General features: G+C 69.7%; 22 protein-coding genes. 15 read left to right on the top strand and 7 right to left on the bottom strand.

Going from position 1 to position 21,782, the window contains the following annotated elements:
- From E2651_RS24830 to E2651_RS44125, 6 genes are all read left to right on the top strand, one after another.
- The coding region (locus tag E2651_RS24830; protein ID WP_245239173.1) for a hypothetical protein at positions 1–2,228 on the top strand (2,228 nt) is incomplete at its 5' end.
- Between the two features lie 23 nt (positions 2,229–2,251).
- Complete coding sequence (locus E2651_RS24825; protein WP_135333432.1) at positions 2,252–2,833, top strand: terminal protein TpgA1; 582 nt, start codon at positions 2,252–2,254, stop codon at positions 2,831–2,833.
- Between the two features lie 38 nt (positions 2,834–2,871).
- A complete protein-coding gene (locus E2651_RS24820) occupies positions 2,872–5,277 on the top strand; it encodes a DEAD/DEAH box helicase (protein WP_135333431.1) in 2,406 nt (801 codons plus the stop codon).
- 233 nt (positions 5,278–5,510) lie between these two features.
- Entirely contained in the window at positions 5,511–5,798 is a 288-nt protein-coding gene (locus E2651_RS24815) for a DUF6087 family protein (RefSeq protein WP_135333430.1), read from the top strand.
- Positions 5,799–6,201: 403 nt separating this feature from the next.
- On the top strand, positions 6,202–6,657 hold the full coding sequence (locus tag E2651_RS24810; RefSeq protein WP_135333429.1) for a hypothetical protein: 456 nt from the start codon (positions 6,202–6,204) through the stop codon (positions 6,655–6,657).
- Between the two features lie 156 nt (positions 6,658–6,813).
- On the top strand, positions 6,814–6,978 hold the full coding sequence (locus tag E2651_RS44125) for a hypothetical protein (RefSeq protein WP_167828885.1): 165 nt from the start codon (positions 6,814–6,816) through the stop codon (positions 6,976–6,978).
- Positions 6,979–7,341: 363 nt separating this feature from the next.
- Here the strand turns inward: E2651_RS44125 and E2651_RS24805 are convergent, their stop codons facing one another.
- Positions 7,342–7,668: a hypothetical protein gene (locus E2651_RS24805; RefSeq protein WP_135333428.1), complete on the bottom strand. Its 327-nt coding sequence runs from the start codon at positions 7,666–7,668 to the stop codon at positions 7,342–7,344.
- Between the two features lie 525 nt (positions 7,669–8,193).
- On the opposite strand from E2651_RS24805, the gene E2651_RS24800 reads away from it, so the two are divergent.
- Positions 8,194–8,718, top strand: a complete 525-nt coding sequence (locus E2651_RS24800) for a hypothetical protein (protein WP_135333427.1) — start codon at positions 8,194–8,196, stop codon at positions 8,716–8,718.
- Positions 8,719–8,922: 204 nt separating this feature from the next.
- On the opposite strand, the gene E2651_RS24795 is transcribed toward E2651_RS24800, so the two are convergent.
- A complete protein-coding gene (locus E2651_RS24795) occupies positions 8,923–9,381 on the bottom strand; it encodes a hypothetical protein (RefSeq protein WP_135333426.1) in 459 nt (152 codons plus the stop codon).
- Positions 9,382–9,610: 229 nt separating this feature from the next.
- On the opposite strand from E2651_RS24795, the gene E2651_RS45975 reads away from it, so the two are divergent.
- The 4 genes from E2651_RS45975 (at position 9,611) to E2651_RS24775 (ending at position 12,931) form a co-directional block, all read left to right on the top strand.
- Entirely contained in the window at positions 9,611–10,144 is a 534-nt protein-coding gene (locus E2651_RS45975; RefSeq protein WP_135333425.1) for a serine/threonine-protein kinase, read from the top strand.
- Positions 10,144–11,076 (top strand): hypothetical protein, encoded by a 933-nt coding sequence (locus E2651_RS24785; protein WP_135333424.1) that lies wholly within the window; start codon positions 10,144–10,146, stop codon positions 11,074–11,076. Before E2651_RS45975 ends, E2651_RS24785 begins: the two co-directional genes overlap by 1 nt.
- A gap of 252 nt (positions 11,077–11,328) precedes the next feature.
- Positions 11,329–11,526 carry a hypothetical protein gene (locus E2651_RS24780; RefSeq protein ID WP_135333423.1) on the top strand — a complete coding sequence of 66 codons (198 nt, stop codon included), beginning with the start codon at positions 11,329–11,331 and terminating at the stop codon, positions 11,524–11,526.
- 727 nt (positions 11,527–12,253) lie between these two features.
- On the top strand, positions 12,254–12,931 hold the full coding sequence (locus E2651_RS24775) for a hypothetical protein (protein WP_135333422.1): 678 nt from the start codon (positions 12,254–12,256) through the stop codon (positions 12,929–12,931).
- A 249-nt stretch (positions 12,932–13,180) separates the two neighbouring features.
- On the opposite strand, the gene E2651_RS45450 is transcribed toward E2651_RS24775, so the two are convergent.
- Together E2651_RS45450 and E2651_RS45445 are read right to left on the bottom strand one after the other, a co-directional pair.
- On the bottom strand, positions 13,181–14,125 hold the full coding sequence (locus E2651_RS45450) for an immunity 49 family protein (protein ID WP_245239171.1): 945 nt from the start codon (positions 14,123–14,125) through the stop codon (positions 13,181–13,183).
- Positions 14,035–14,874, bottom strand: coding sequence for a hypothetical protein (locus tag E2651_RS45445; protein WP_245239170.1), 840 nt, complete (start codon positions 14,872–14,874; stop codon positions 14,035–14,037). Before E2651_RS45445 ends, E2651_RS45450 begins: the two co-directional genes overlap by 91 nt.
- A 210-nt stretch (positions 14,875–15,084) precedes the next feature.
- Between E2651_RS45445 and lexA the strand changes: the two genes are divergently transcribed.
- Together lexA and E2651_RS24760 are read left to right on the top strand one after the other, a co-directional pair.
- Positions 15,085–15,768: a transcriptional repressor LexA gene (gene lexA, locus E2651_RS24765; protein WP_167828884.1), complete on the top strand. Its 684-nt coding sequence runs from the start codon at positions 15,085–15,087 to the stop codon at positions 15,766–15,768.
- Between the two features lie 92 nt (positions 15,769–15,860).
- Positions 15,861–16,550 carry a hypothetical protein gene (locus tag E2651_RS24760; RefSeq protein ID WP_135333420.1) on the top strand — a complete coding sequence of 230 codons (690 nt, stop codon included), beginning with the start codon at positions 15,861–15,863 and terminating at the stop codon, positions 16,548–16,550.
- Positions 16,551–16,849: 299 nt separating this feature from the next.
- On the opposite strand, the gene E2651_RS24755 is transcribed toward E2651_RS24760, so the two are convergent.
- Positions 16,850–17,296 (bottom strand): hypothetical protein, encoded by a 447-nt coding sequence (locus E2651_RS24755; protein WP_135333419.1) that lies wholly within the window; start codon positions 17,294–17,296, stop codon positions 16,850–16,852.
- 274 nt (positions 17,297–17,570) lie between these two features.
- Here E2651_RS24755 and E2651_RS24750 point away from each other — a divergent pair, with 274 nt between their 5' ends.
- Together E2651_RS24750 and E2651_RS24745 are read left to right on the top strand one after the other, a co-directional pair.
- Positions 17,571–19,643, top strand: coding sequence for a hypothetical protein (locus E2651_RS24750; protein WP_135333418.1), 2,073 nt, complete (start codon positions 17,571–17,573; stop codon positions 19,641–19,643).
- 178 nt (positions 19,644–19,821) lie between these two features.
- Positions 19,822–20,400 (top strand): hypothetical protein, encoded by a 579-nt coding sequence (locus tag E2651_RS24745; protein WP_135333417.1) that lies wholly within the window; start codon positions 19,822–19,824, stop codon positions 20,398–20,400.
- A 323-nt stretch (positions 20,401–20,723) separates the two neighbouring features.
- Here the strand turns inward: E2651_RS24745 and E2651_RS24740 are convergent, their stop codons facing one another.
- Complete coding sequence (locus E2651_RS24740; protein ID WP_135333416.1) at positions 20,724–20,957, bottom strand: hypothetical protein; 234 nt, start codon at positions 20,955–20,957, stop codon at positions 20,724–20,726.
- A 317-nt stretch (positions 20,958–21,274) separates the two neighbouring features.
- The gene (locus E2651_RS24735; protein ID WP_245239168.1) at positions 21,275–21,568 is read right to left on the bottom strand and encodes a CbrC family protein; all 294 of its coding nucleotides are present in this window, start codon (positions 21,566–21,568) and stop codon (positions 21,275–21,277) included.
- Between the last annotated feature and the right edge of the window lie 214 nt (positions 21,569–21,782).

The raw sequence follows: 21,782 nt of genomic DNA, 5'->3' as shown, positions 1-21,782 counted from the left end.
CCCCGGACCAGCCTCCCGCCCCCGCCGGGCCACGGTCGACCGACGCCGGTGAGGAACTGTCTCTTCCCCTTGACTTCGATATCGAGGACCCGCCCGACCTCCTCTGGGACGCACCCCCCGCGTCGACCGCCGTGCCCGAGCCTGCCGCCGACGACTACGACGCCCCCGGTTCCTGGATCGAGCTGCCCGCGGGCATCACCCAGTCCTGTGCCCGGTGCGGCAAGCCGACCACATGCCTCGTCAACGGCCAGCCCCGCCACATCTACCTGGAAGCCATGGCCCGCCTGGGCGTGCCGCGCTGCGGAACCCAGCCGGTCACTGCCCCGGCGCCCGCAGCTCCTGCCGCGCGCCCCCAGGACACGACCACCACCGTGGTGCTCCCCGCTCCGGCTGCGCCCGAAGAGACGGCTGCGCCCGCGCCCGCGGCAGTGCCGGCCCCGGCGTCCGCCGCCGCGCCCGCCCGGCCAGGGGCTGCACCCCCCCGGCGGAAGCCCGCCCAAGCTCCCGCCGCCCGTCGCAAGACCGCCAAGAAGCCGGCCGAGAAGCCGGTGGCGCCCGAGCACGCAGATGGTCCGCTCGCCGTCCTCGACATCGTCAACGGTGCCCTGACCGCGCACCTCGTCGATGGCCGTGCCGTGCCCTGCCCGGCCAAGACCCTCCAGGCCCTGGCCACCTGGGCCCTGGACAAGAAGAAGATCCACCTCGGCGCGGCCAAGCTCCACGACAACGGCTTCGACCAGGACCCGCTCCTCGTCCTCACCGACGCGGCCGTCGAGCACTTCGGCCTGCCCGTCCACCTGGAGGACCAGGAAGGCCTCCGGCTGCCCGCCGACCACAAGGTCGTCAAGAACCTCACCCGCGCCGGGTGGGAGCTGACCAAGTCCGGCTTCGGCCCCTGGCCGAGGATCTTCAAGCGCATCGCCGGCAAGCGGTACTGCGTCCAGCTCGCCCTCCTGCCCTGGAAGGCCCTGGAGACCCGCGCCTGGGGAGAGTCCGGCCACCTGCCCGCGCCCGAACTCGCCCGCCTCCTCGGCGCCTTCGCCCGCATGGTCATCACACCCCGCGGCACGGTCGCCGTCACCGGCGAAGAACTCATGACCGCAGTGCGGCCGCCGACCAAGGCGGTCTGGAGCGAGGAAGAGAACAAGTATGTCTCCGCCACGGTGCCCGACACCCTGCACACCGTGGTCGAGCCGGCGCCGTGCGAGGCCCCCGACGAACACCCCCTGGTCGCCACCGACTACCCGGAGGAGGGCTCCCGGCCCGCCAGCGAGGCCCTTGATGAGGAAGCCTGCATCTGGATCAGGCCCGTCGACCTGATCACCGACGACGAGCGGGCCCGCCCCAACGTCGTCGCCCTCGACGTGTCGGTCGCCTTCCTCGCCGCCTGCCGCCGCCTCCACGTCGGCACCGGCCCGGCCATCCACCGCCCCCACAATCCCGACTTCGACCCCGACCTGCCCGGCTCCTGGTACCTGGACCTCTCCCACGTCGAACTCGACCCGCGCCTGCCCAACCCCTTCACCTCCAGCGGCCAGCGCCCCGAAGGCCCCGCCTGGTATGCCACCCCCACCGTCGCCTACGCCATCGAGCGAGGCGCCGAGGTCCGCCCGCTCGAAGCCTGGGTCCGCACCACCCACAGCCCCTACCTCCAGCTCTGGTATGAGAGGCTGCGCGCCGCCTACCTGTCCACGATGGCCGACCTCGGCGTCACCTCCGACCTCGACGACGAGGAGTTCCTTACCGCGATGGCCACCTACAAGGACGGCGACCCGGCCCTGGTGACCCTGACCAACGCGATCAAAGCCATCGCCAAGTCGGGCATCGGCAAGCTGCGCCAGCGCCCCACCGGCCTCGACTACGTCTTCGGCGAACCGTGGCCGGCCCTGAACCGCAAGACCTGGCGCCCCGACATCCGCGCCGCCGTCCTGTCGAAGGCGCGCACGAACATGCACCGCAAGATGTGGAACCTCGCCGAGACGGCGCAGCGCTACCCACTCGCCGTCAACACCGACTGCGTCGTCTACCCCGCCGACGGCCTCTCCCCGCTGCCCGCTCTGCTCGGCCCCGACGGCCAGCCCATCCGCGGCGGCTTCCGCCTCGGCGTCAACCCCGGCTCCGTCAAACACCAGGGCTCCCAGTCCATGACCTGGGCGCTGGACCTGCTCGCCGACGGCGTGAACATCGCCAACGAGATCAAGGACGCCTCGCTCGTCCGCGTGGCCTGAGACCCGAAAGAGACTGACCTATCGTGGGACTGATCGAAGACCGCCTGGAAGAGGCCGCCGAAACGGCCTACTCCCAGCCGATCCCCAAATCCCTCGGCGCACGGATCCGTTTCCTGCTCAAACAGGAGAAGGGCGTCAGCCGCGCCGAGGCGGCCCGCGCGGTCGCCGAGAAGATCGGCAAGAGCCAGCGCACCGTCGAGCGCTACCGCGACGACCAGATCAAAACCGCCAAGCCGGAAGCCGCCGCCGCCATCGAAGCGGAGGTGAAGAAGCTCTGGCAGCCACTCGTCAAGGCGCGCAAGTTCGAGTCCGCCATCACGACCAAGGGCATGAAGGTCGATGTCCGCGGGAAGTTCGGCTTCAAATCCCCCAAGGGCACCACGAACGATCCCCGCTACCGGCGCCTGCCCACCTGCCGCCTGGACGCCGACACCACGCGCGCGCTCTACGAGGCCAAGGAAGCCGGCGCCACTGAGGACGAACTCGCCCAGATCGTCGCCGACGGGCTGCGAGAGGACTACTTCACCGACGGCGGCACCCGCGCCCAGACCCTTCAGACAGTCGCGCTGACCGGCATCGACCACATTCGCTTCAGCCTCGGCTGATCCACCACCCCTCCTCGGGCAGAAAGGCCGGCCGTACCGTGTCCGCGACCACCACCGCCCCGCCCCCGAAAGTGCGGCTGCGCAAGCACCAGTCCCAGGCCGTCCACGCCGCCCTCACCGCGCTGCGCCACACCGCCCGGACCTCCCTCGTGATGGCCTGCGGCACCGGCAAGACCTACGTAGCCGCACGTACCGCGGCCCGCGTCGCCCCCCAGGGCACCCGCCTGGTGCTGCTGCCCACCCTGGAACTCCTCGCCCAGACCATCGACGACTGGCGCACCGCCGGCATGAGAGGCCCCGTCCTCGCCCTGTGCTCCAAGCGACCGAACACCGCCAGCGAGTCCGTCGCGTTCACCACCGCCCCGTACGCCCTGACCGCCGCGGTCCACCAGAACCCCACCCTCACCGTCTTCGCCACCTACCACTCCCTGGGCCGCGTCCAGCAAGCCCACCACGAGTACGCGCTGCCGCCGTGGTCGCTCATCGCCGTCGACGAAGCCCACCGCACCAGCGGCGACCTCGGCAAACGCTGGGCTGCCGTCCACGACGACGAACTGGTGCCCGCACACAAGCGCCTCTACCTCACCGCCACCCCCCGGATCTGGTCGGCCGGCGAGCCCGCCGACGACGAGGACGCCTCGCTCGTCGCCTCCATGGACGACCCCGCGCTCTACGGCGAGACCTGCTACCGCCTCCCGCTCGCCGAAGCCATCGACATAGACCTGCTCGCCGACTACCGCGTCGTCGTCATGGAGGTCCACGAGGCCACCATCCGCACCCGCCTCGGCATGTCCGACAGGGCCACCGAAGCTGAACTGCGCCAGGCCGCCCTCCAGATCGCCGTCCTGCGCGCCATGGCCGAACTCGACCTGCGCCGCGTCGTCAGCTTCCACCACCGCATCGCCGACGCCCACGACTTCGCCGCCTCCCTCCCCGACGCCGCCACCCGCCTCTACACCCTGGACGAGACCGGCACGGGCTGCCCCGACCCCGGCGAACTGTGGACAGCCGCCCTCGACGGCACCCAGGACCCCACCTGGCGCCGCTACCTCCTGGACTGCTTCGACGGCCGCCCCGGCCAGGACCTGGCGCCCGCCCACCGCACGGTGATCGCCAACGCCCGCCTCCTCGGCGAAGGCGTCAACATCCCCAGCATCGACACCGTAGTCTTCGCCGACCCCAAGGAATCCATCGTCGACACCGTCCAGGCCGTCGGCCGCGCCCTGCGCCAAAAACCCGGCCAGGGAAAGAAGGCCACCCTGATCGTCCCCGTCTACGTCGCCCCCGGTGAGGACGCCGACGATCTGCTGGGCTCCAACCTGTACAAGCCGCTCTGGCGCGTGCTGCAGGCCCTTCGGGCACACGACGACCGCATCGCCGACCGGCTCGCCGTCCCCCAGCAGCCCTCCACTCCCGAGCCGGACGAGGAGGAAGAGGCCGTGCCCATCGACGTCGTCTTCGACCGGCCCTTCCCCGCCGACACCATCGCCCAGGCCTTCCGACTGCGCGTCCTCCACCCTCGCGAAGCATCCTTCCGCCGCGGCCTGGAGGCCGCCACCTCTTACCACGCCGCCCACGGCCACCTCGACGTCCCCCAGCTGTACGACGACGAAGACGGCTTTGCCCTGGGCCGCTGGATCAACCGCATGCGCAAGGCATACGCGGCCGGCACCCTCAAGCCCTCCCAGATCAAGGCCCTCGAGAACATCGGCATGATCTGGAACCTTCACACCCAGGCCGCCGAACGCGGCCTGCTCCACGCCCGCCACTGGGCCAGCACCCACGGCCACCTCGCCGCTCCCTCCAACGAGATGATTGGGGACTTCGCCTTCGGCCGCTGGCTCACCAACCGCCGCAGCTCCGCCCGCGCACGGGCGGAGCAGGGCCTCGAACCCGATCCCACCGACACCGCCCTCGCCGAACTCGACCCCTGGTGGAATCCGCCCTGGCCGATCACCTGGCAGCGCCTCTACTACACCGCCCGCACCTACGCCGAAGCCAGCATCACTCTCGACGACCTGCCCGCCGACTTCATCACCGACGACGACGAGCCCCTCGGCGACTGGGTGCGCACCCAGAGCACAGAATTCAGCACCCTCCACCCCGACCAACTGCGCCTCGTCACCGAACTCGGCATCACCCCGATCGAACTGCCCGAAGACGAGCCGCCGCAGCTCACCGGCCGCGCCGCTCGTCAGCAACGGCAGTTCGAGAACGGCCTCACGGCCGTCGAAGCCTTCCGCGCCCGCGAAGGCCACGTCCACATCCGCCAGCGCGACACGGTCATCGTCGACGGCGAGGAGCACAAGGTCGGCCAGTGGCTCAACAACCTCCGCAAACGCTGGGACGCCCTGCCCGACGAACAGCTCCAAGCCGTCACCGCAGTCGGCCTAAGCCGGCATGCACAGCAAGCCGTCGCTCACACCACGCCAGCCAGCCGGTGATCCGCACCCGTGCGCTCCGAACACCCCGACCTTCACCAGGACTTCCGTCCGTAGCCCGCCCGCCGCGACCGGAGGCTGCGGCGGTCTCGACCTGGAGCGGGCAGGACGAGGAGACCGTCCCAACGAGTGACCCAGACGCTCACACCGTGGTCGGCCAAACCCAGGCCGAGGCGGAGGAGCTGAGTCCCTCCTCGACCAGGAGGATCACGACGACGTCGGCGAGGAGGGCAACGATGACGGCTGACTGGCCTCCCGAGCTGGCCGAACGGTTCGGCCGCCGCATCCTCGCCCGGACCTACCAACCGGGCCGGCTGCGGGTGGTGACGCTGGGCCAGGACCCGCCGCGGGCCGCGCCCGTCGAACCGCACCAGCCCCGGGCCGTGATGCGGTGGACGGGCAAGAAGGGCGGCTGGAAACTGGTCGCGGTGGTCGCGGACCTGGCCGCCACCCAGGCCTTCAAGTGCCCTCCGCGCGCCGACAACGACCAGGGAGACGTCGAGCTGGAGCCGGAGCCGTGGTGAGCGAACCAACACCCTCGGGCCCGGCGCCACGGCCCTGCCGTGGCACTCGGCGGCGCGCGGGCGTTGCGACTCCTCGCTCGCACCCTGCTCGCGCGATGTGCGTCTTGATCGGCTCCAAGCTGAACGTACGACACCGCCATGGGCAGGTGAGCGCTCCGCCTCCCACCCCGGACCTTGGGCGGAAGGTCTGGATTCCGGGTCGCGGCCAGGGAGAGAACCGACCTCGGGCCGCCGCCCTGCAAGCAACGGCCTCCCAGACACCCCAGCCGCCCCAGCCGGGCCCCGGCGACGAAGTGACGCGCCCGCACCTGTGATCTCACGGAACCGCACCCTGTGGGGTAGGCCACATCCGATGTGGGCCTGTGGAGCGGACAGCGCATTGGCTCACCAGGAGACTGCCAGCATGCATTTACGCCAGGTCACCGCATGTCCTGAGTCCGCCGCCTACACGACTCACCGTCGCCGGAAGGGCGCTCTCGCCTGGCAGATCTACACCTGCCCGCGACACCGCCGCCTCCCACACTGGTCGGCCCCCGGCAACCTCCGCCGCCTGAGCAATGAGGAGCGCCCCTCGTGCGGGACCGTGCACGATCACCGGCCGCACGCCGAGATCATCGTGACGCATCTCCACGGCTGGATGTGTGCCTCCGGCACTCCGTCCGGCAGCCCGGAACCCGCCGCCGACGACTGGCACACACACCTGCACAACGCCCGGGGCCTGTTCGCCGTGACGGGCCAGCGTCACCTCCTGGAGGTCGTCGACCACGCGCTTCGTCTCGCCGATAGCGGAGCAGTGGTCAGCATCGTCACCCTGCTCGCAGCCGCCGAGACCCTGGACGCGCAGTGCCATCGACGGTGACAGATCTGGCACCTTGGAACCGAAGGATCTGACAGGCACTAAGCAGGCGTGCTACTCCGCCGTGCTCCCCGCCGAACACGACGGCAGCCGCCGCCATTTCGTACGGACGCCTTACGCTCCTCTGTACGGAACGGTGGGAGGACTGAGGTGAGCGGGGTGGCCGGGGTGTTGCTGGGCTTGAGCGTGGCCGCGGTCCGCCTGCTCGTCATCGTGGTCCTGATCCGGGACGACGGACTTGAGTCCCGTCACGACCGAGTCCGTGAGCTGCTGGGCCAGCTCGCCACGGATGCCACCCGTGGCCGGTTCGTGGCCCGAGCTTGAGGATGTGGGCAGTTCGGCACGCGTCGATTTCTCACCGCGTACGAACGCGCGGAGGCCGCACGATCCGCGCTCGGTGGCATTCGGGGACGGGGGCGCTATTAGGCAGCCGTGGATGAACTGGAGGACGCCCTGTGGGCCGCGGCCCAAGATGCCCGCGTGCTGGGCAATCCCAGGCCTACTGATCGTCGGCTGCCCCAAGAAATATTGATCACCCACAGTGCCGGTCCCAGCTCTTGCCGACCCCGCTGCAGAGATCCTGAGAGACCGTCCTACTTTCTGAGGCGGGCCCGAACCGGTCCTTCGTACGATCGGAGGGCCCGGGGGCTCGGGGTATGGCCCGCATGACAAACTCAGCTATCAGGCCTACGGGGACTGGCCCGTGATGGGGTCGAGTACCTGAACGCCGTAGCCCTCGCCTGCGGCGCTGGCGCGGACTACCTCCGCGATGCCCCGTTCCATGCGCCCGTTCTCGTCCACCAGGCCTGCTCCGAGGGCCCTGGCCTGGGATGTGTGCGGCAGGACGAAGGAGTCGTCACGGGCGAGCGCAACGACGTCGGCAAAGGCCAGCATGCCGTTCAAGCCACCCTCACGCAGGCGCCGCAGTGCGACAGAGACGACCTGCAGTACCGGCTCAGCGGTCACCCCGCCAGTGTGCAGGCGGACCGTGCCTTCCGAGGAGTCATCATTCATGCGGCGAGCGTAGCTGGGCTGCATCGGCCCAGGGCCCTGTTTCACTCGGCACCGGCCTTTCGCTGTAAACCACCCTCGCCAGCACCACGGGCTAAGTTCACGGTCTCTGAGAACCCAATTCCTTGTGCTGACGGGGTCGCAGCGGTGATGGAACCTGCCCCGGGTTCAAACACACTCCACAGGGTGGAGCAGCCAGCCGAGGCCGGTCGTCTGCCCGTTGAGGTCGTGACATAGCGTGCTGGCATGAACACGCCCTCGCACCCCGGAGGATTCGGCCCTGTCCCGTCTTCGCATGGGCAACAGCCTCCGCAGCCGCCGTTCCCCCATCAAGGCCCGTACCAGCAGCCCTATCCCGCAGGGCCGGGCCCGTGGGGTGCGCCTCCGATGCCGCCTCCGCCGCCCAAGCGCAGCGCAGCGCAGGTAGCCGGCATTATCGCGGGTGCAGTTGGTGCCGTGGTCCTGGTGGTTGCCGGGGTCGTTGTGTACTCAGGCGGTGCGGGTGGTTTCCCGGATGCGGAGTACCGCATGGCAGTGCGGCCCGAACTGGTTGACGGGGCATACAAGTTGACGCAGGACCTCTCCGATACCGCCGGGCGGGACATCGTGGAGGAGAACCGGGGCCGGGCGCAGATCCGTGACCCGAGGGCGGTGGTGGGCCAGTACGAGGGCCAGGGCAAGCAGGCGGGTAGCGCGCTGGTCGTCTCCGGCATGTACGGACGGTTCAGGGATCCTGCCGGGGCGCGCGAGGATCTGATGGACGGCGCCGCCGAGGGGCAGGGTGCCGAGGTTGCTGTGCCCGCGCGGGACATCGAACTCCCCGGTGCGGAGGTAACGGTGCGGTGCCAGGTCCTGGTCACCGCGCAGGGCACCGGCGCGGGCGGAGGCACGAGCAACGTCCCGATGTGCGCGTGGGGCGATGACAACACCGGGGCAGCCGTGGGCGTGGTCACGATGGAGAACGCCACGCAGGAGCCCGGGGACGTCGACCTGGAGGCGGTCGCCCGGACCGTCCTCACCGTGCGGAAGGAAATGCGCGAGCCGATCAGCTGACCCTTGGACCGGTTCAGCGGTCATACCTTCTCTCGGAAGGGAGTTCAGCGCGTACCGGCGTCACGTTGGTTGTCATCACGAACGGCAGGCGTTCGGTGCGCTGACCCCACAGCCAGCTCGTCACGGCCGCCTCCGCAAGAGCGAACGACAGCCCATCGAGACGGCGTTGTACATGCTGAGGTTTGAGGGTGGGTTCTGACGGCGTCATTCCAGGGGCACGGCAAAGGCCGGGGCGCTATGGCGCTGCTGGAGGGCGGCGGCGGTCGCCAGGGCTGAGCTCACCACCTTGGCGTGACCTCCGATGACGAGCCGGGCATCGTCGAGCGTTCCCAGTTCGGCGTCGATTACGACACGTCGTCTCGTCACCTCCACCTCGTACTGGCTGGGGCCGCGTTCACGTACCCGATAGGTTTCCGCGCCCAGTTCGCACTCCCAGGTCCCTGTCGCGGACTCGGCCAGGTCGACAAGGGTACGGATCTGGTCCAGCGGACTCTCCACGACCGGGTGGACCTCATCGGCATGCCCCTCGAAGGCTCTCCTGGCCAGCAGGACGAAGCGATACCGCCCCACCTCCCCGCACTCAGGGCACTGGAGGACGAGCCGGTCCGGTCCGTCGGCCTCCTCCTCGGTGAGCTCGCTGTTCGTCGGCCGCAGCCCGTTCACCGCTGGCTCCGGCACTGCGCCTTTGCATGACCGTCGGCTCACCTGACCCGCTCCTCGCTCTGCTGCTGATGGGCCTCGCCATTCTCCCGCGCCGAACCCGAGCACCCGCTCGACGAGAGCGGCGAGAGCGTTTACGTATGCTCCGCGACGCCGCCGGGGCTTCTCGGTGCTGGCGGCCCGCCCGGGCAGATGGCCCGGGCGCGGAACAGCACGTGCGGCAGGAGGAACGATGCGCGGTACGACGGTCGCCGACCGCTACCAGCTGGCGGAGGCCATCGGTAGCGGGGGCATGGGCGAGGTGTGGCGTGCCGACGACCTGCGGACGGGGCGGGACGTCGCACTCAAGCTCATCGCTCTGGATGGTGACTCCGTGCGCGAAGCCGCCTTCCGCCGGGAAGCGGGCGTCGCCGCACGCCTGTCCCACCCGCACGTCGTCGCCGTGCACGACCATGGCACCGCCGACCTCGACGGCCGGCGGATCCTGTTCCTTGCCATGGACCTCGTCGACGGCCAGCCCCTGAGTTCTCTGATCACCGGCCCGCTCCCCATCGCGGACGCCCTGGTCTGGGCCGCACAGATCAGCCAGGCTCTGCACGCTGCCCATCAAGCGAGGGTCGTCCACCGGGACATCAAGCCGCCCAACGTCCTCATCGACGGCCGCGGCGCCGCGATGCTGTGCGACTTCGGCATCGCCCGGCTCTCCGATACCTTTACCCGCCACACCCTGACGGTTACCGGTGCCGCTATCGGCACCCCCGCCTAATGTCGCCCGAACAGGCCTGCGGCGACAAGGACTTGGCTGCGCCCAGCGACATGTACTCGCTGGGCTGCCTGATCCACGAACTCATCGCCGGCACCGTCCCCTTCGCCGGAGCCGGCTGGCACGTCCTGCACCAGCACGTCCACGATGCCCCCACCGCCTTGTCCACCCTGCGCCGCGACGTGCCCCGCGATCTCGAGCACCTGGTCCTGGAGCTCCTGGACAAGGATCCCGCCCGGCGGCCGACCGCCGCCGAGGCCTGGGGACGGCTCTCCCAGCTGCACACCGCCTTCGTTGCCCACGCCGCCGCGCAGACCATCGCCCCGCCTCGCCCGCCGATGCCCACCGTGGTGGACACCCCGAAGGCCGCCCCCGCCGCCCCTCGCCGCCGGGGCGCAAGCCCGGGCCTCGTCGCCCTGTGGGGCGGCTCGGTCACCGGCGCCGCGATCGCAGGCCAACTTGCCTGGACCACCCCGTTGCCTTCCCCTTGGCCGATCATGCTCGGCACACTCGCAGGCCTGCTCCTGAGCGCCTTCCACCTCCTGGATGCACCCCGGCAAGCCCGCCCGGGAGAACTGCGGATCACCACCGGCGGCCTGTTCAGCATGCTCCTGATCGCTCTCGGCCTCTCCGTCGGCCTGCTGGTCTCGCATCCGCCGATGTGGTGGGCTGCGCTGGCCGTCGCCTTCCTGGGCGGCCCCATACTTGTGGCCTGCGCCACCACCGTGCGCCGCACGGTGCAGCGCGTACTGCAGCGCCCGGTCCGGCAAGCTGACCTCGCCTCCACCGCCGGCGCCCTCCACACAACCGGCCTGCTGCTCGCCGCCGGCCACGCCGGTATCTCCGTGCCCGCGATGCTGACCGCCGGTCTCATGCTCTGGCCGGCCACGGCACTGATCACGGCGATGGTCACCCCTCGGCAAGCCGGAGTCTGAAGCGTTCCTCAGCGCACCCACAGCGGGGGCCACTCCAAGAAGACGTCAGCTGCGAGGGACGCCCACCCAGCAGGACAACTGCCTCGGCCCGCCGGGTACGCGACCAAGCGGGCCGACGGCGGCGCTCTCGCGGTGGTCAGCAGCGCAATCGTGGAAACCGTGCCCACCCGCTGAACCGCCACAAGGGGGCTCTGCCTCCGAACCGTTCCCATGAACGTGCATCCTGAACATGATCATGAGGAGGAGTAGCCGATGAACAGCAAGAACGATGTCCCCCATCGCGAGCACCGCCAGGCCGCTGGCGTCACACACCCACGGCGGCCCGAAGCGGCCCTGCCCAACCCAGTGTTCATCCCGCCGGCCACCACGCCGGAACCAGAACGCGAAACCGCTGTAACCACGAGCGACAACCGATGGCTCAACGACCCGTTCGGCGCCGGTTCCTCATGACAGGCAGCGAGCCTGCCCGTGGGCTGGGCCGTTCCAGGGCCGCCAGTGTGACCGGCCGACAGCCGGCCCGGAGGTTGGCAGCTGAGAAACCTTCGGCAACCTGCACGCGACGAACTGCCCTCCCCGCCCTGGGGCTACGGCCCGGAACCTCAGCAGTAGCCCAACTCCGGTAACTGAACCCGATGCCGCGGGGGAGCGAGAAGAGCAACGCAGTCGCACCCGCGGCGATCGGGATGCGCTCGCAGCCGTAGCCTTGCCGCCCTTTCCGCCCGGGGGCCCGCCGAGCGGATCGGCGGGACGTTGGGCGAAAGCGGTGAGGAGCCCCACAACCCCGACGCCTACCCTCTGCCGAACCGTTGCTACCCCCGGATTAAGTATCCGAGGGTTGTCAGGCACGTTCGGTACCCAAGCCGGTTCGGGGCCCTCGCCGTTCGCTCCTTCCGGGATTCGCCGAATCGCTATAGTGGGCGCGTGCTCTCCGCGCGAGCGGAGGTGGACCCGTGATCGTTCAGTCGCGTAGGTCGAACGCACCTTTGTCCCCGCCGACGCGGGGGTGGTCCTTCAAAGAGGTGCAGAACCTTCCCCACTGGGAAGTGCTCCCCGTCGCTGCGGGGCTGAAGTGCCGTCTGCTCCCTACCGCGCAGGGAGGAATCCACCGCGCCCCAACGGCAGTGACGATCTTGTGTGCTCCCCGCGCCTGCGGGGGCGACTCGAAAGGTGACCCGACGTGTCCCGCACAACCACGCAGACCCATCCCCTGGCCCCGTACGCGGATCAGATCGACCCGCAGGGGGTCTATACGGTCCGCGGGATCGCAGCCCTGCTGGGCATGGCACACGCCAGTGTCAGCGGCATGGCGACTTACGGCCTCCTGCCCGGCGGCAGGATGCGCCCCCACGCCCGCGGGGGCCGCCAGCACGTCTGGACTGGCACGCAGCTGCTCCGCATCGCCAAGCGGCCCGTGCGCGTGCAGTACGACCACGAGAGGTTCGCCCCTGCGACCCTGTATCGGGTCGGCTGCCGCTGCCACGTGTGCGTGGCCGCCCACAGCGCCGAGAGCCTGGAGCGCCGACGGGCCCTTGCCGAAGAAGCATTCACCGCCGAACAACGCATGCGTGTCTTGGACCTGGTCGAGACACAGACGCCCGTTGCCGAGGCGGCGGAGAAGGCCGGGGTGACGCTGCACCAGGTCTACGGCCGCGCGAACTGGGACGCTGGGTTCGCCGAGGAGCTGGACGAGGCCGGATGGTCCCTGTGCGTGCTGGGACAGGACCACCCGCAGTGCAGCACGGCCAGTGGATACCGGGGCAACGAAAAGGGCCAACACCGCCCGCCGTGCCGGGGAACTGGCTGCCGGGAATGGCGCCGCGGCATGGCCCAGCAGGAGCGCGCCGCCGTCACATAGTGCCGTGCTCCCCACTCCCGGCCAGGATCGGGAGGCAGGTGCGTCGGAAACGGTTCGGTCGAACCGTTTCCGAGGTCCTACGTGCCGAACTTGCCGGACACCAGATCACCTCGCCTGGCCTGCATGAAGTGCTTCAGACCCTAGATCATCTGCGGCATGGTGTGATCCCGGCTCGGTGACCGCACGGCGTGGGCGCTGACTGTCGGGCGCACGCAGTCAGTACTCTCCGCTGGACGCCTGGACGGGGCGTCAGCCAGGGATGTCCTCGATCCGTTCGCGGTTGAGGAGGTACCTCGGCAGATACGGCTGCTCTGCGTCCATGGGGAACTCGTAGTCGTAGGCGAGGCTCGCCATCGCGAGGAGTCCGAGCGCCACTTGGGCACGCGGTGCCGCCGACTCGCCCCAGTAGCGGGCGTGGTCCGTGCGCGCTTCGGCGAGGGCTTCGGCGAAGGCTGCATGGTCGCGGGTGATCAGGCGGTGGAAGAGAGCGACCGGCTGGTAGTCGACCTGGTTGACGAAGTCGGTCGGTGCGTGAGTCACGGCGCCTGGCATGGACGTCTCCATGGTGGCGCGCAGGCTCTCGACGAGGTCGTCCATCGGCCGGTCGGAGAAGTAGATCTGCAGGGTGTCGATCCAGTGCAGCACGTAGGCGTCGACCGAGTCGTCCTGGCGCAACGTCTCCAGCGGCACCTGGCACAGCCTGGCGATCCGGTCGCGCTGACGGCACACGATCGCCACGTAGAGGGCATCGAGCCAGGCCCTGGCGTCCGCGGGCGGCTCGGCGGCGAGGGCGGGCAGCTGGCGTACGAGGTCCTCGCCCAGGTGGCAGTCCTGCGGCTGCACACCGGTGAACAGGGCGGAGCCGAGCTGCACGGCGGTGGCCCACGCGTCCCAGGTGTCGAGGTGGGCCGCGCCGGGATCGTTGGCGCACTGGGCCTGCGCGAGGGCGAGGGCGGAGCCGAAGGCCTCGCCCAGCGCGGCCGGATCCGTTGCGATGCGGGCTATCGACTCGGCCGTGGCACGGGTGAGTTCGGGGACGTCGGGTGCCTTGGCGGGGGTGCGGGTCGCGAGCCGTCCGGCACCATCGAGGCGCACCAGGCCCTTCATGAGGCCGAGCAGTTCCGGCGGAGGCTGCAGCGAGAAGGCGCGCGTGTCGTGGTCACCGTCAAGGACGTCAGACCACCCCGCCGCCACCAGTACACCCGCGGTGACAGCGCACCCGGCCCCTGTTCATAGGTGTTGAGCGCGTAGGCGGCAAGGCCGTTGACGGCATCGACGACGGAGCCGTCCGTGATGGGGTGGTAAGCCAGCAGATGCCGATGGGGCACGACGAGGAGCGCCCCGGCGTCCGGCAGCGACTCGCCGGTCACCTGCCGGGCCAGCTGGGCCAGGAACAGGGCCGTGCTCGCGACGAAGTGGGAGTCGCCGTACACGGTGTGCAGCGCCGCCCGCCCCGCGACCGAGACTTCCTCATGCCCGACAGGCACGCTCATCAAGTTGGTGTGCGCCGCCTTCCCCAACTCCTCGAGCCCGGCGCGCTCGACGTCGGCGTCGGTGAGGATCCGCACGCTGGTCGGCCCGTCCAACGCATAGGCGAACACGAGCCCCTCGGCCACCTCACGGGCGTATCGCATCGCGCCGACCAGCTCCGGGGTGAGCGACTCGGTGGGCAGCAGCCGGGCATGCACCCCGCGCAGCAGTTCCTCGGCGCTCTCCTCGCCCTGGCTCGCCTGTCGCAGGTTGGCGAAGTGCTTCTCAACCAGGGCGGGCCAGTGCTCCTCCGGTGCGGCGCGGCAGGTGCGGGCCAGGTTGTGCAGGAGGTAGCGGCGCCCGTCCTGGGTGTAGGGGGCGGTGAGTGCCCGAAGGCGGGTGGCCTGCGCGGCAGTCAGCATCGGCAGCTGCGGGTCAGGGACGTCCATGGCATCGGAGGCATCGAGGTTCACCCCACGACCCTACGAGAGGCGCGTTCGACCCCGCGGGGGGGCTCATCCGGCGGGTACCGGCGGAGCCCCATGGCGGGTCCGTGCCCCGGTCTATTGGGCTCTACGCACTGGATACCGTCATACACTCAAGATCAACTAGGGGGGGATTGTGTGGGGAGCGAGACTTCAAACGAGGGTACGCAGAAGGTGCACCGCAGCGGTGTGCCGAACATGACGGAACGCCAGCGCGCGGTCCTGGACAGCATCACTCAGTCGCTGGAGCAGCGGGGGTACCCGCCGTCCATGCGGGAGATCGCCCAGGCCACGGGCCTCGCGAGCACCTCCAGCGTGGCTCACCAACTGCGGAGCCTCGAACGCGGAGGCCTGCTGCATCACGACCCCCAGCGCCCGCGGGCGTATGTGCCCGTCGGATGGCCGCACCGGTCGCACCAGCCACAGCCCGAACCACACCGGCCTGAACCACTCCAACCCGAACCACTCCTACCCGAACCGTCCCAATCTGCCCGGCAACAGGACGCGGCGCCTGTCGCCTGGGTTCCACTGATCGACCAGACCGACGCCGGCGCACCGCACCCTGTCGAGCCCCAGGCACTCCTGCCGCTCCCTCAGGACATCCTCGGCCAAGGCGAGTTCTTCGCCCTGCGCATGGCCGATAGCAGCATGACCGACGCAGGCATCCACCAGGGAGACATCCTGTCCATACGCCGTCAGGACACCGCCGAGCACGACGACCTCGTCGCCGCCCGCGCCCACCAGCAGACCGTCATCCGACGACTGCGATGCGAGCACGGACAGGTGCGGCTCACGGCATCCAGCATGGGGCACGCCCCCATCCACGGAGCACGAGCTGTCGTCCTTGGCAAAGTCATCGCCGTCCTGCGCTACGGACTCTGAGCTTGAGATGTACCTCGCCCTGGACCGGGGCGCGGAGGGCCGTGCCGAGCTTGACATAGTTGGCCTGCCACATTGGCAGGGGAGGACGGGACATGGACGAGGAACCGGAGCGCTACCGAGTCGAGTTCGCCAGTGGTACAGCCGCCTCGGTGGAGAAGCGGCGCTCCTTCCGGGACCACGAGCGTCACGACATTGAACCGGACCTGCCGGGCTGGCCTCCTGGACCAGCCTTCGCGGTGCGGGGAGTCTTCGGTAGGCTCGGCCGATATGCCCTTACGGTCCTCACCGCGCTGTTGATGTTGCCGCTGTATGTCCTGGCCAGCGCCCTGGGCAGTCCGGCGTCGCCCGACAAACGGGGGAGGCTGGAGGAGCGGGAGAACGAAGTTGACGACTTCCCCGTCCTGTGGGCGGGCGTGGGTGAGACAGCTCGTACGCTGCCCTGGCAGCTCGATCCCTCCAGGCGTCCCTGGCGCATGGTGACCGAGATCGAACTGGCCGATGAGCTCGTGCGCATTACGGCGTACGAAGACACGGCACGGGGCAACCGTTTCGTCTCATGGGGCGGTGGCGAGAAGGCCCCGGGATCCGAGGCCGTCCTCTGGTCGTTGGCCCGGAAGGACATCGCCAGCGCGGAGATCAAGCAGTTCAGCATGGCCGAGGCCGACTTCAAGATCTCCTTCCGGGACGGGTCGTGGGCCCGGCTGACGACGACATCGTCGGACTGCGCGCAGAGGATCGTGGAACTCCTCTGCGCGAGGCGGCTGGACCGAACACAGCCTTGATGACGGCCAGTTGACCGGCTAGATGCCACGGGCTCCGGGCGGCGTGTGCAGCCGCCTCTCGGGCTGCAGCGGCGGCGACCCGGAGTGCGGCCCAGGCTCCCGGGGGCCTGGGCCGCGGTGCTGTTTCATCGGAGAGGCAGGGGCCGCTGGTGTGCTCCGCGCCCTGTTGTCGTGCGGTCATGCGGCGCCGGTGACGTGCCAGTGATCGCCGACATGGCGAGCCGGAGTGTGGATCTGGCCCGACACCGGTCGAGGGCCTCATCTTCCGGCTCAACGCCGTTCCGTATCAGGAATGTTGCTCAGCTCAGCGCAGTGGTGAATGCTTCGATGGTACGGCGGCGCGCGGTGAGGAAAGCGAGCCAGGTGCCGTCCGCGTAGTGGACCCGAAAGCGGGCCATGAGCTGCAGACGTGGACGGCGCTCGACGCGAGCCGCCCAGGCGCGGGGAATCTCCCAGACGGGAGTGCCGTCCATAGGCCCTACGAGGCCGACCCGTTGGTCCGTCACGCGCATCAGGAGCGCACCGGAGGCGGGCGGCATGGCAGCCGCGATGCTCTGCGCGCCGCCGGACTGGGCGCCGTACCGGTGCATCAGGTGGTCACCGAGCATCCCGCCGAGTCTGCCGTGCTTCACCTTGATGCCCTCGGCGCTTTTCACCGGGACGACGATGCCGTAGGCGAGGAGCTGTTCGCCGGGCGCCAGCTGGCTCAGGGCGGACTGCTGGTGGACGGATATGGCTTCCGGCATGCTGGTGGTTCCCCGTGATCGTCTTGACTCTGTCGGGAGAGCGTAGCGGGGAGCGCCGGTGCGGTAGACCGCGCCCCGGCCGGGCCATCTGCTGAGCGGAGCGCCCAGCTGTGAGTGGCGTGGTGATGTGTGGAGCTCGTGGAAACGCTCCCTTGAAGCTGCCCATGCTGGCAGTGCGGCGCCCTCCCGAAGAATTTACGCTTCCACTGTCACACCGTGCGCTTTCCACACACCTGTAGCAGGTGACAGATGAGCATCACCTCGGGAGTCGCACGTGAACCTCACCCTGACGCCGTACACACCCCGCCAGCAGTGGGGCCTGAGCGCCGACGCGGCGCTCAGGCCGACCGCGCTGCGCCAGATGGCCACCGGCGAGACCGACGAGACCGCCCGGGCCGAACTCGCCGAACTCGCCGAGTGCGAACGCCTGATCCCCACTGCGATGACCCCGGGGCAGGCCCGCGGCGAAGCGCGCATCTTCCACACCCTCCTGCAGGCCTACGGCCGGCACCGGCCCACGCTGACCGGCGGCCCGTTCGGAATCCGCAGCCTCACCCCTCGTCCCACGGAACTGGTGGTGCGCATCGCTCCGTCCCAGCTGTCTCGCTGGATCGACGCTCTCGTGTGCCGGCCGGATGGCCCGGGCGTCGCCGGCCTGCGCTGGGCGTCACACGCCGACGGCACCACCCTGACCCTGGGCGACATGACGCTCGTCCTGGACGGCATCGACCAGGGCACCTGGTGTGCAGCGCTCGCTGGACGGGCCGCCGACCACACCAGCCTGATGCCGCACTGGATTCCCGTGGACGTGGCTGAAGCCGAGCACTCAGCGACCCAGGAAGGAGACCTCGCAGGCATCGTCGATCATCTCTCCGCCACCCTGCGCCGCATCCACCTGACCGACCCCCTCGCCCGCAACGGCCACGTCAACCTGTTCACCACCCGCCACTTCAGCGACCTTTATCTGATCGAGGCATGTGAGGCCAACCCCACCGTGCTGCCGCTCTGGACCTCCCGATCCCTGCCTCTGGCTCTGTGGCCCACCGGCCGGATTCCCGAGCAGGGCCCGGCCGGCCCGCACGCCGCCGTCCTCGACCTGGTCACCACCGTCGAACCATCCGCTGTCCCGCGCACCGCACACGACATGGCCGCTCTGGCCCTGTGCCACTTGGCGGGCAACCGCCCCGACCCCGCCCTCGTGCACGCCGCCGAGCACGCCCTGACCGTCGCCGCCCGGATCCTCGCCGATCCCGCGCACGCCGGCTTGTACGACGCCGGCGGCTGGGCCGGCAGCTGCCGCACCTACCCGGAGGGCTCCGTCCACGGCGCCGACCCGTGCATCCCGCCCGGCGCCGAAGAGGTCACCGCTTTGCCTGACGCAGACCTCGTACACATCGGAGCCCGCACTCTCGGAGAGTCATCGGACGATGCCCGGCTCCTGCGCGCGGGCCAGGACGAACTCGTCCATCTCCTCGATTGGGCCCTGGCCGCAGCCACCCGTCCCCGCAACCGCCCCTCCTGGACCCACGACAAGCTCCTGGGCACGCTCCGCTCCACCCGACCGCTGTCCGGCCACGAGGGGACCCTGGAACTCACCGTCAGCAACACCGGTGTCTACCGCGTCGGCCTGGAAGGCCTCGGCCTGAGCGAACTCACCTATGAGGACGGCATCGTGGAGTGGGAGCGCGAGGCCGCCCCGTCGCAGAGCGCCGCCGTCCTGCTGGCCGAGCACGCTGCGATCGAGGCATCTGTCTGCCTGCCCTTCCAGCGTGAGCACCGCAAGCAGCGTCTCCTGATGCCCACCCCCACCTGGGCCGAACCCACGGTCCGCACCGCTATCGCCGGAGCCGACTACGTCCTTGGCTTCACCGCTCTGGCCAGCGTCCTCGGCCAGTTGCGCCACCGCGTAGGCTCCATCCAAGGTGCCGCTGACGGGCACTGGCAGATCGGCTCTGCCAGCCCCGGCGATCCGGACGACTATCTCGGCTCTCTCACTGCCTACGTCAGCGACTGGTTCGCCTTGCCCTCACCCCACGACGGCGAGGAGGCCAACACCGCCTCGGTCGACAGCACCGCCTACCTCCGCCACCTGGTCGCCCACCGGACGGCCTTCGACCCCTTCGTCACCCGCTACCTCGCCGCGGCCGACAGCCTCGCCGGAGTGCGAACCTTCGAAGAACGGCACCTCGCCGGCGCCGCCGCCCTGCGCACCACCGACTTGGACGCCCTGCGCTACCAGGACGTACGCCCGGTCCGTGAAGCGCTGCTCCGCCTGGTCAAGTCGATCCCACAGGACCCCGACCAGCTGACTACTTGGTATGAGCGTCATCTCGATCAGCTGTCGTGAAGGCGGTCCGGGGGCGGCGACGATGCCGCGAGCCGTTTTCCGGCGATCTGGGCCGGCAGCCAGCAGCAGAAGCCGCTGCCGTCGCCTGGCGGCGCAGACTTCGCGGTCCCCAACCCCCGTCCCTGCAGGGCTCCCGCCACGGCGTGTAGATCCTGCTGATCTTCGTACGCACCGCATCTTGAGCCCCATCGACAAGAAGGAACGACTCATCATGGCAAGGGTCATCAACAGCATCACCGGCGGCGTCCACACCGGGACCGTCATCATGACCGGCACGCTCGGCAGCCTGAACGTCGACGCCAAGGGCGGCCTCACCACCCTGACCGGCTCCGGCCTCCCGTATGGCCAGGACGCCGAACTCGCCGCACAAGCAACGGAGTTCCGCTTCGAGCTCGACCGGTCCGGCCCTCGGCTGGCCGTCCTGACCCGAGGCGAGGCCGCGGTCGTCCACTCGCTTGTCACTCTCGTCGAAGGCTCGGCCACCGAGCTGGCCCCGTTCGCTGCGGCGCTCGCCGCCCGCCTTGCCGAGCGGGTCGCCGAGTACGAGCCTGGACTGTGCGACCTGGCCGTGCCCGCCGAGGAGTTCACCGCCGAACTCGACCGGCCCGGCCCGCGCCTGGCCGTCCTGACCAAGGGCGAGTCCGCCGTCGCCTACGGACTCCTGGCCGCCGTGGACAAGGTCCGGCGCGAATTGGACCCCGTTGCCGAGACTGTCGCCTCCCGCCTCTCCGCCCGGGTGCGCGAGTACGGCGTGTGACAGGTGTGGCCGCCGGACGGACTGCGGCGGAACCTCCAGATCGGTCCGGCGCCTGTGCGTCGGCGTTCGACCTGTCGGGCGGTAGCGCCTTTGACTACGGCTTCGGGGCGTGCTATGTGACCGCCGAGGTTCATGGCTAACCCCGATGAGGCCATGGCGTGTTGAGGTGCTCGATCACGCCTTAGTCAATCCTTGGTGAAAGCGCAGTTCAGATATCGGCCAGCGAGGGCCACGGGACCGAAGGGACTCGGTCCGCAAGTTGATCACGGACGTCTTACAGCGGGTTGGCCTGCGGCATCGCAGGCCAACCCGACCGCCGAGCGTTAGCTCTTGAAGAGCCCCTCGATGATCTGCCGCAGAGACTCTCGGGCGGTTCCCTCGGCGGCGCCACGCGCGACGGCGCCCTTCAGGCCCAGGTCCCCGCCCCCGTGGTTGATGGACGGAGCCGGAGTTGCCGGAGCCTCGGTGGCGACCGCCTCATCGCCGCGAGCAGGCTCGGGCGTCCGAGCCGGGCGCAGTTGAGTGAGAAGGTTCTTGATCTTGGTGAACAGAGACATGCTTCCCTCGACGTTTGGTTCGAGGGTGAGGGCAGGCGCGCTGCTCTATAGCCTCCCGGCGGGCACGCGTGAATCCTCCCCACACCCCGGGCGCGGGAAGGGGCTCTTAGCTGAGTCGAGCAGTGCGCAAGCGGGGCCTCAGTCGTCGAGCGCGGCCTCTCCGGGCAGCCAGCCGACGATCAGTAGGCACCCCGAGGAACCCGGCGATCGCAGCAACAACGAGCGCGATCACCGAGGGAAGCGTCAAGACCGAGATCCACCCCAACAGGGGCAGAGCCCTGGGGTGTTCACGATCTGAGGACGGGCGCATGCCCCCATCATGCCGCACTGGTCGTCGGCGTGAGCAGGGTTCGCGTTGGTTCGGAGAAGAGATGGCTGCCGCAGACGGTGCATCGGAAGAGCACGGCATTCGCGCCCTCGCCGAGGTGGGTAAGGAAGTGCTCGAGCTGGGCTGCGTCGTGCCAGTTGCTCAGGCGCAGGTCGAGCCTGAGCTGGTCGAGGGCCTCGGGGGAGGGCGGGGCCAGCTCGGCGTAGCCGACCTCGCTGAGAAAGGCGGCCGCGTCCTGGCAGTGGGCGAACCAGTGGTCGGCCTCATGAGAGATCAGCTCCAACCCGGTAACGGTCAGCCGGAAGGCACCAGCATTCGCCATCTGTCAGAGCACGGCGAGCTGCCGCGTCACCCGCCGCCAGTCCTCGCCACGGTCGCCGGTGACCGTGCTGTCGGTGATCAGCACCTTCAACGTGCGGGTGACGAACGCGTACCGTGCTCGTTCCCGGCCATCGTTGCCCTTCATATCCGAGGGGAGGGAGGGGAATGGTCGGCGA

The organism is Streptomyces sp. MZ04 (assembly GCF_004684775.1).
Classification (GTDB): domain Bacteria; phylum Actinomycetota; class Actinomycetes; order Streptomycetales; family Streptomycetaceae; genus Streptomyces.
Note: the sequence above shows the minus strand (reverse complement) of the source record. Positions and strands in the feature narration are given on the sequence as shown.

Bases quoted from the DNA above. Each gene is read 5' to 3' on its own strand.
- E2651_RS24800 (WP_135333427.1), top strand. From the start codon at position 8,194: ATGGCAGTGCGGCCCGAACTGGTTGACGGGGCATACAAGTTGACGCAG.
- E2651_RS24785 (WP_135333424.1), top strand. From the start codon at position 10,144: ATGTCGCCCGAACAGGCCTGCGGCGACAAGGACTTGGCTGCGCCCAGC.
- E2651_RS24760 (WP_135333420.1), top strand. From the start codon at position 15,861: ATGGACGAGGAACCGGAGCGCTACCGAGTCGAGTTCGCCAGTGGTACA.
- E2651_RS24740 (WP_135333416.1), bottom strand. From the start codon at position 20,957: ATGTCTCTGTTCACCAAGATCAAGAACCTTCTCACTCAACTGCGCCCG.
- E2651_RS45975 (WP_135333425.1), top strand. From the start codon at position 9,611: ATGCGCGGTACGACGGTCGCCGACCGCTACCAGCTGGCGGAGGCCATC.
- E2651_RS24755 (WP_135333419.1), bottom strand. From the start codon at position 17,296: ATGCCGGAAGCCATATCCGTCCACCAGCAGTCCGCCCTGAGCCAGCTG.
- E2651_RS24815 (WP_135333430.1), top strand. From the start codon at position 5,511: ATGACGGCTGACTGGCCTCCCGAGCTGGCCGAACGGTTCGGCCGCCGC.
- E2651_RS24810 (WP_135333429.1), top strand. From the start codon at position 6,202: ATGCATTTACGCCAGGTCACCGCATGTCCTGAGTCCGCCGCCTACACG.
- E2651_RS24805 (WP_135333428.1), bottom strand. From the start codon at position 7,668: ATGAATGATGACTCCTCGGAAGGCACGGTCCGCCTGCACACTGGCGGG.
- lexA (WP_167828884.1), top strand. From the start codon at position 15,085: ATGACGGAACGCCAGCGCGCGGTCCTGGACAGCATCACTCAGTCGCTG.
- E2651_RS24780 (WP_135333423.1), top strand. From the start codon at position 11,329: ATGAACAGCAAGAACGATGTCCCCCATCGCGAGCACCGCCAGGCCGCT.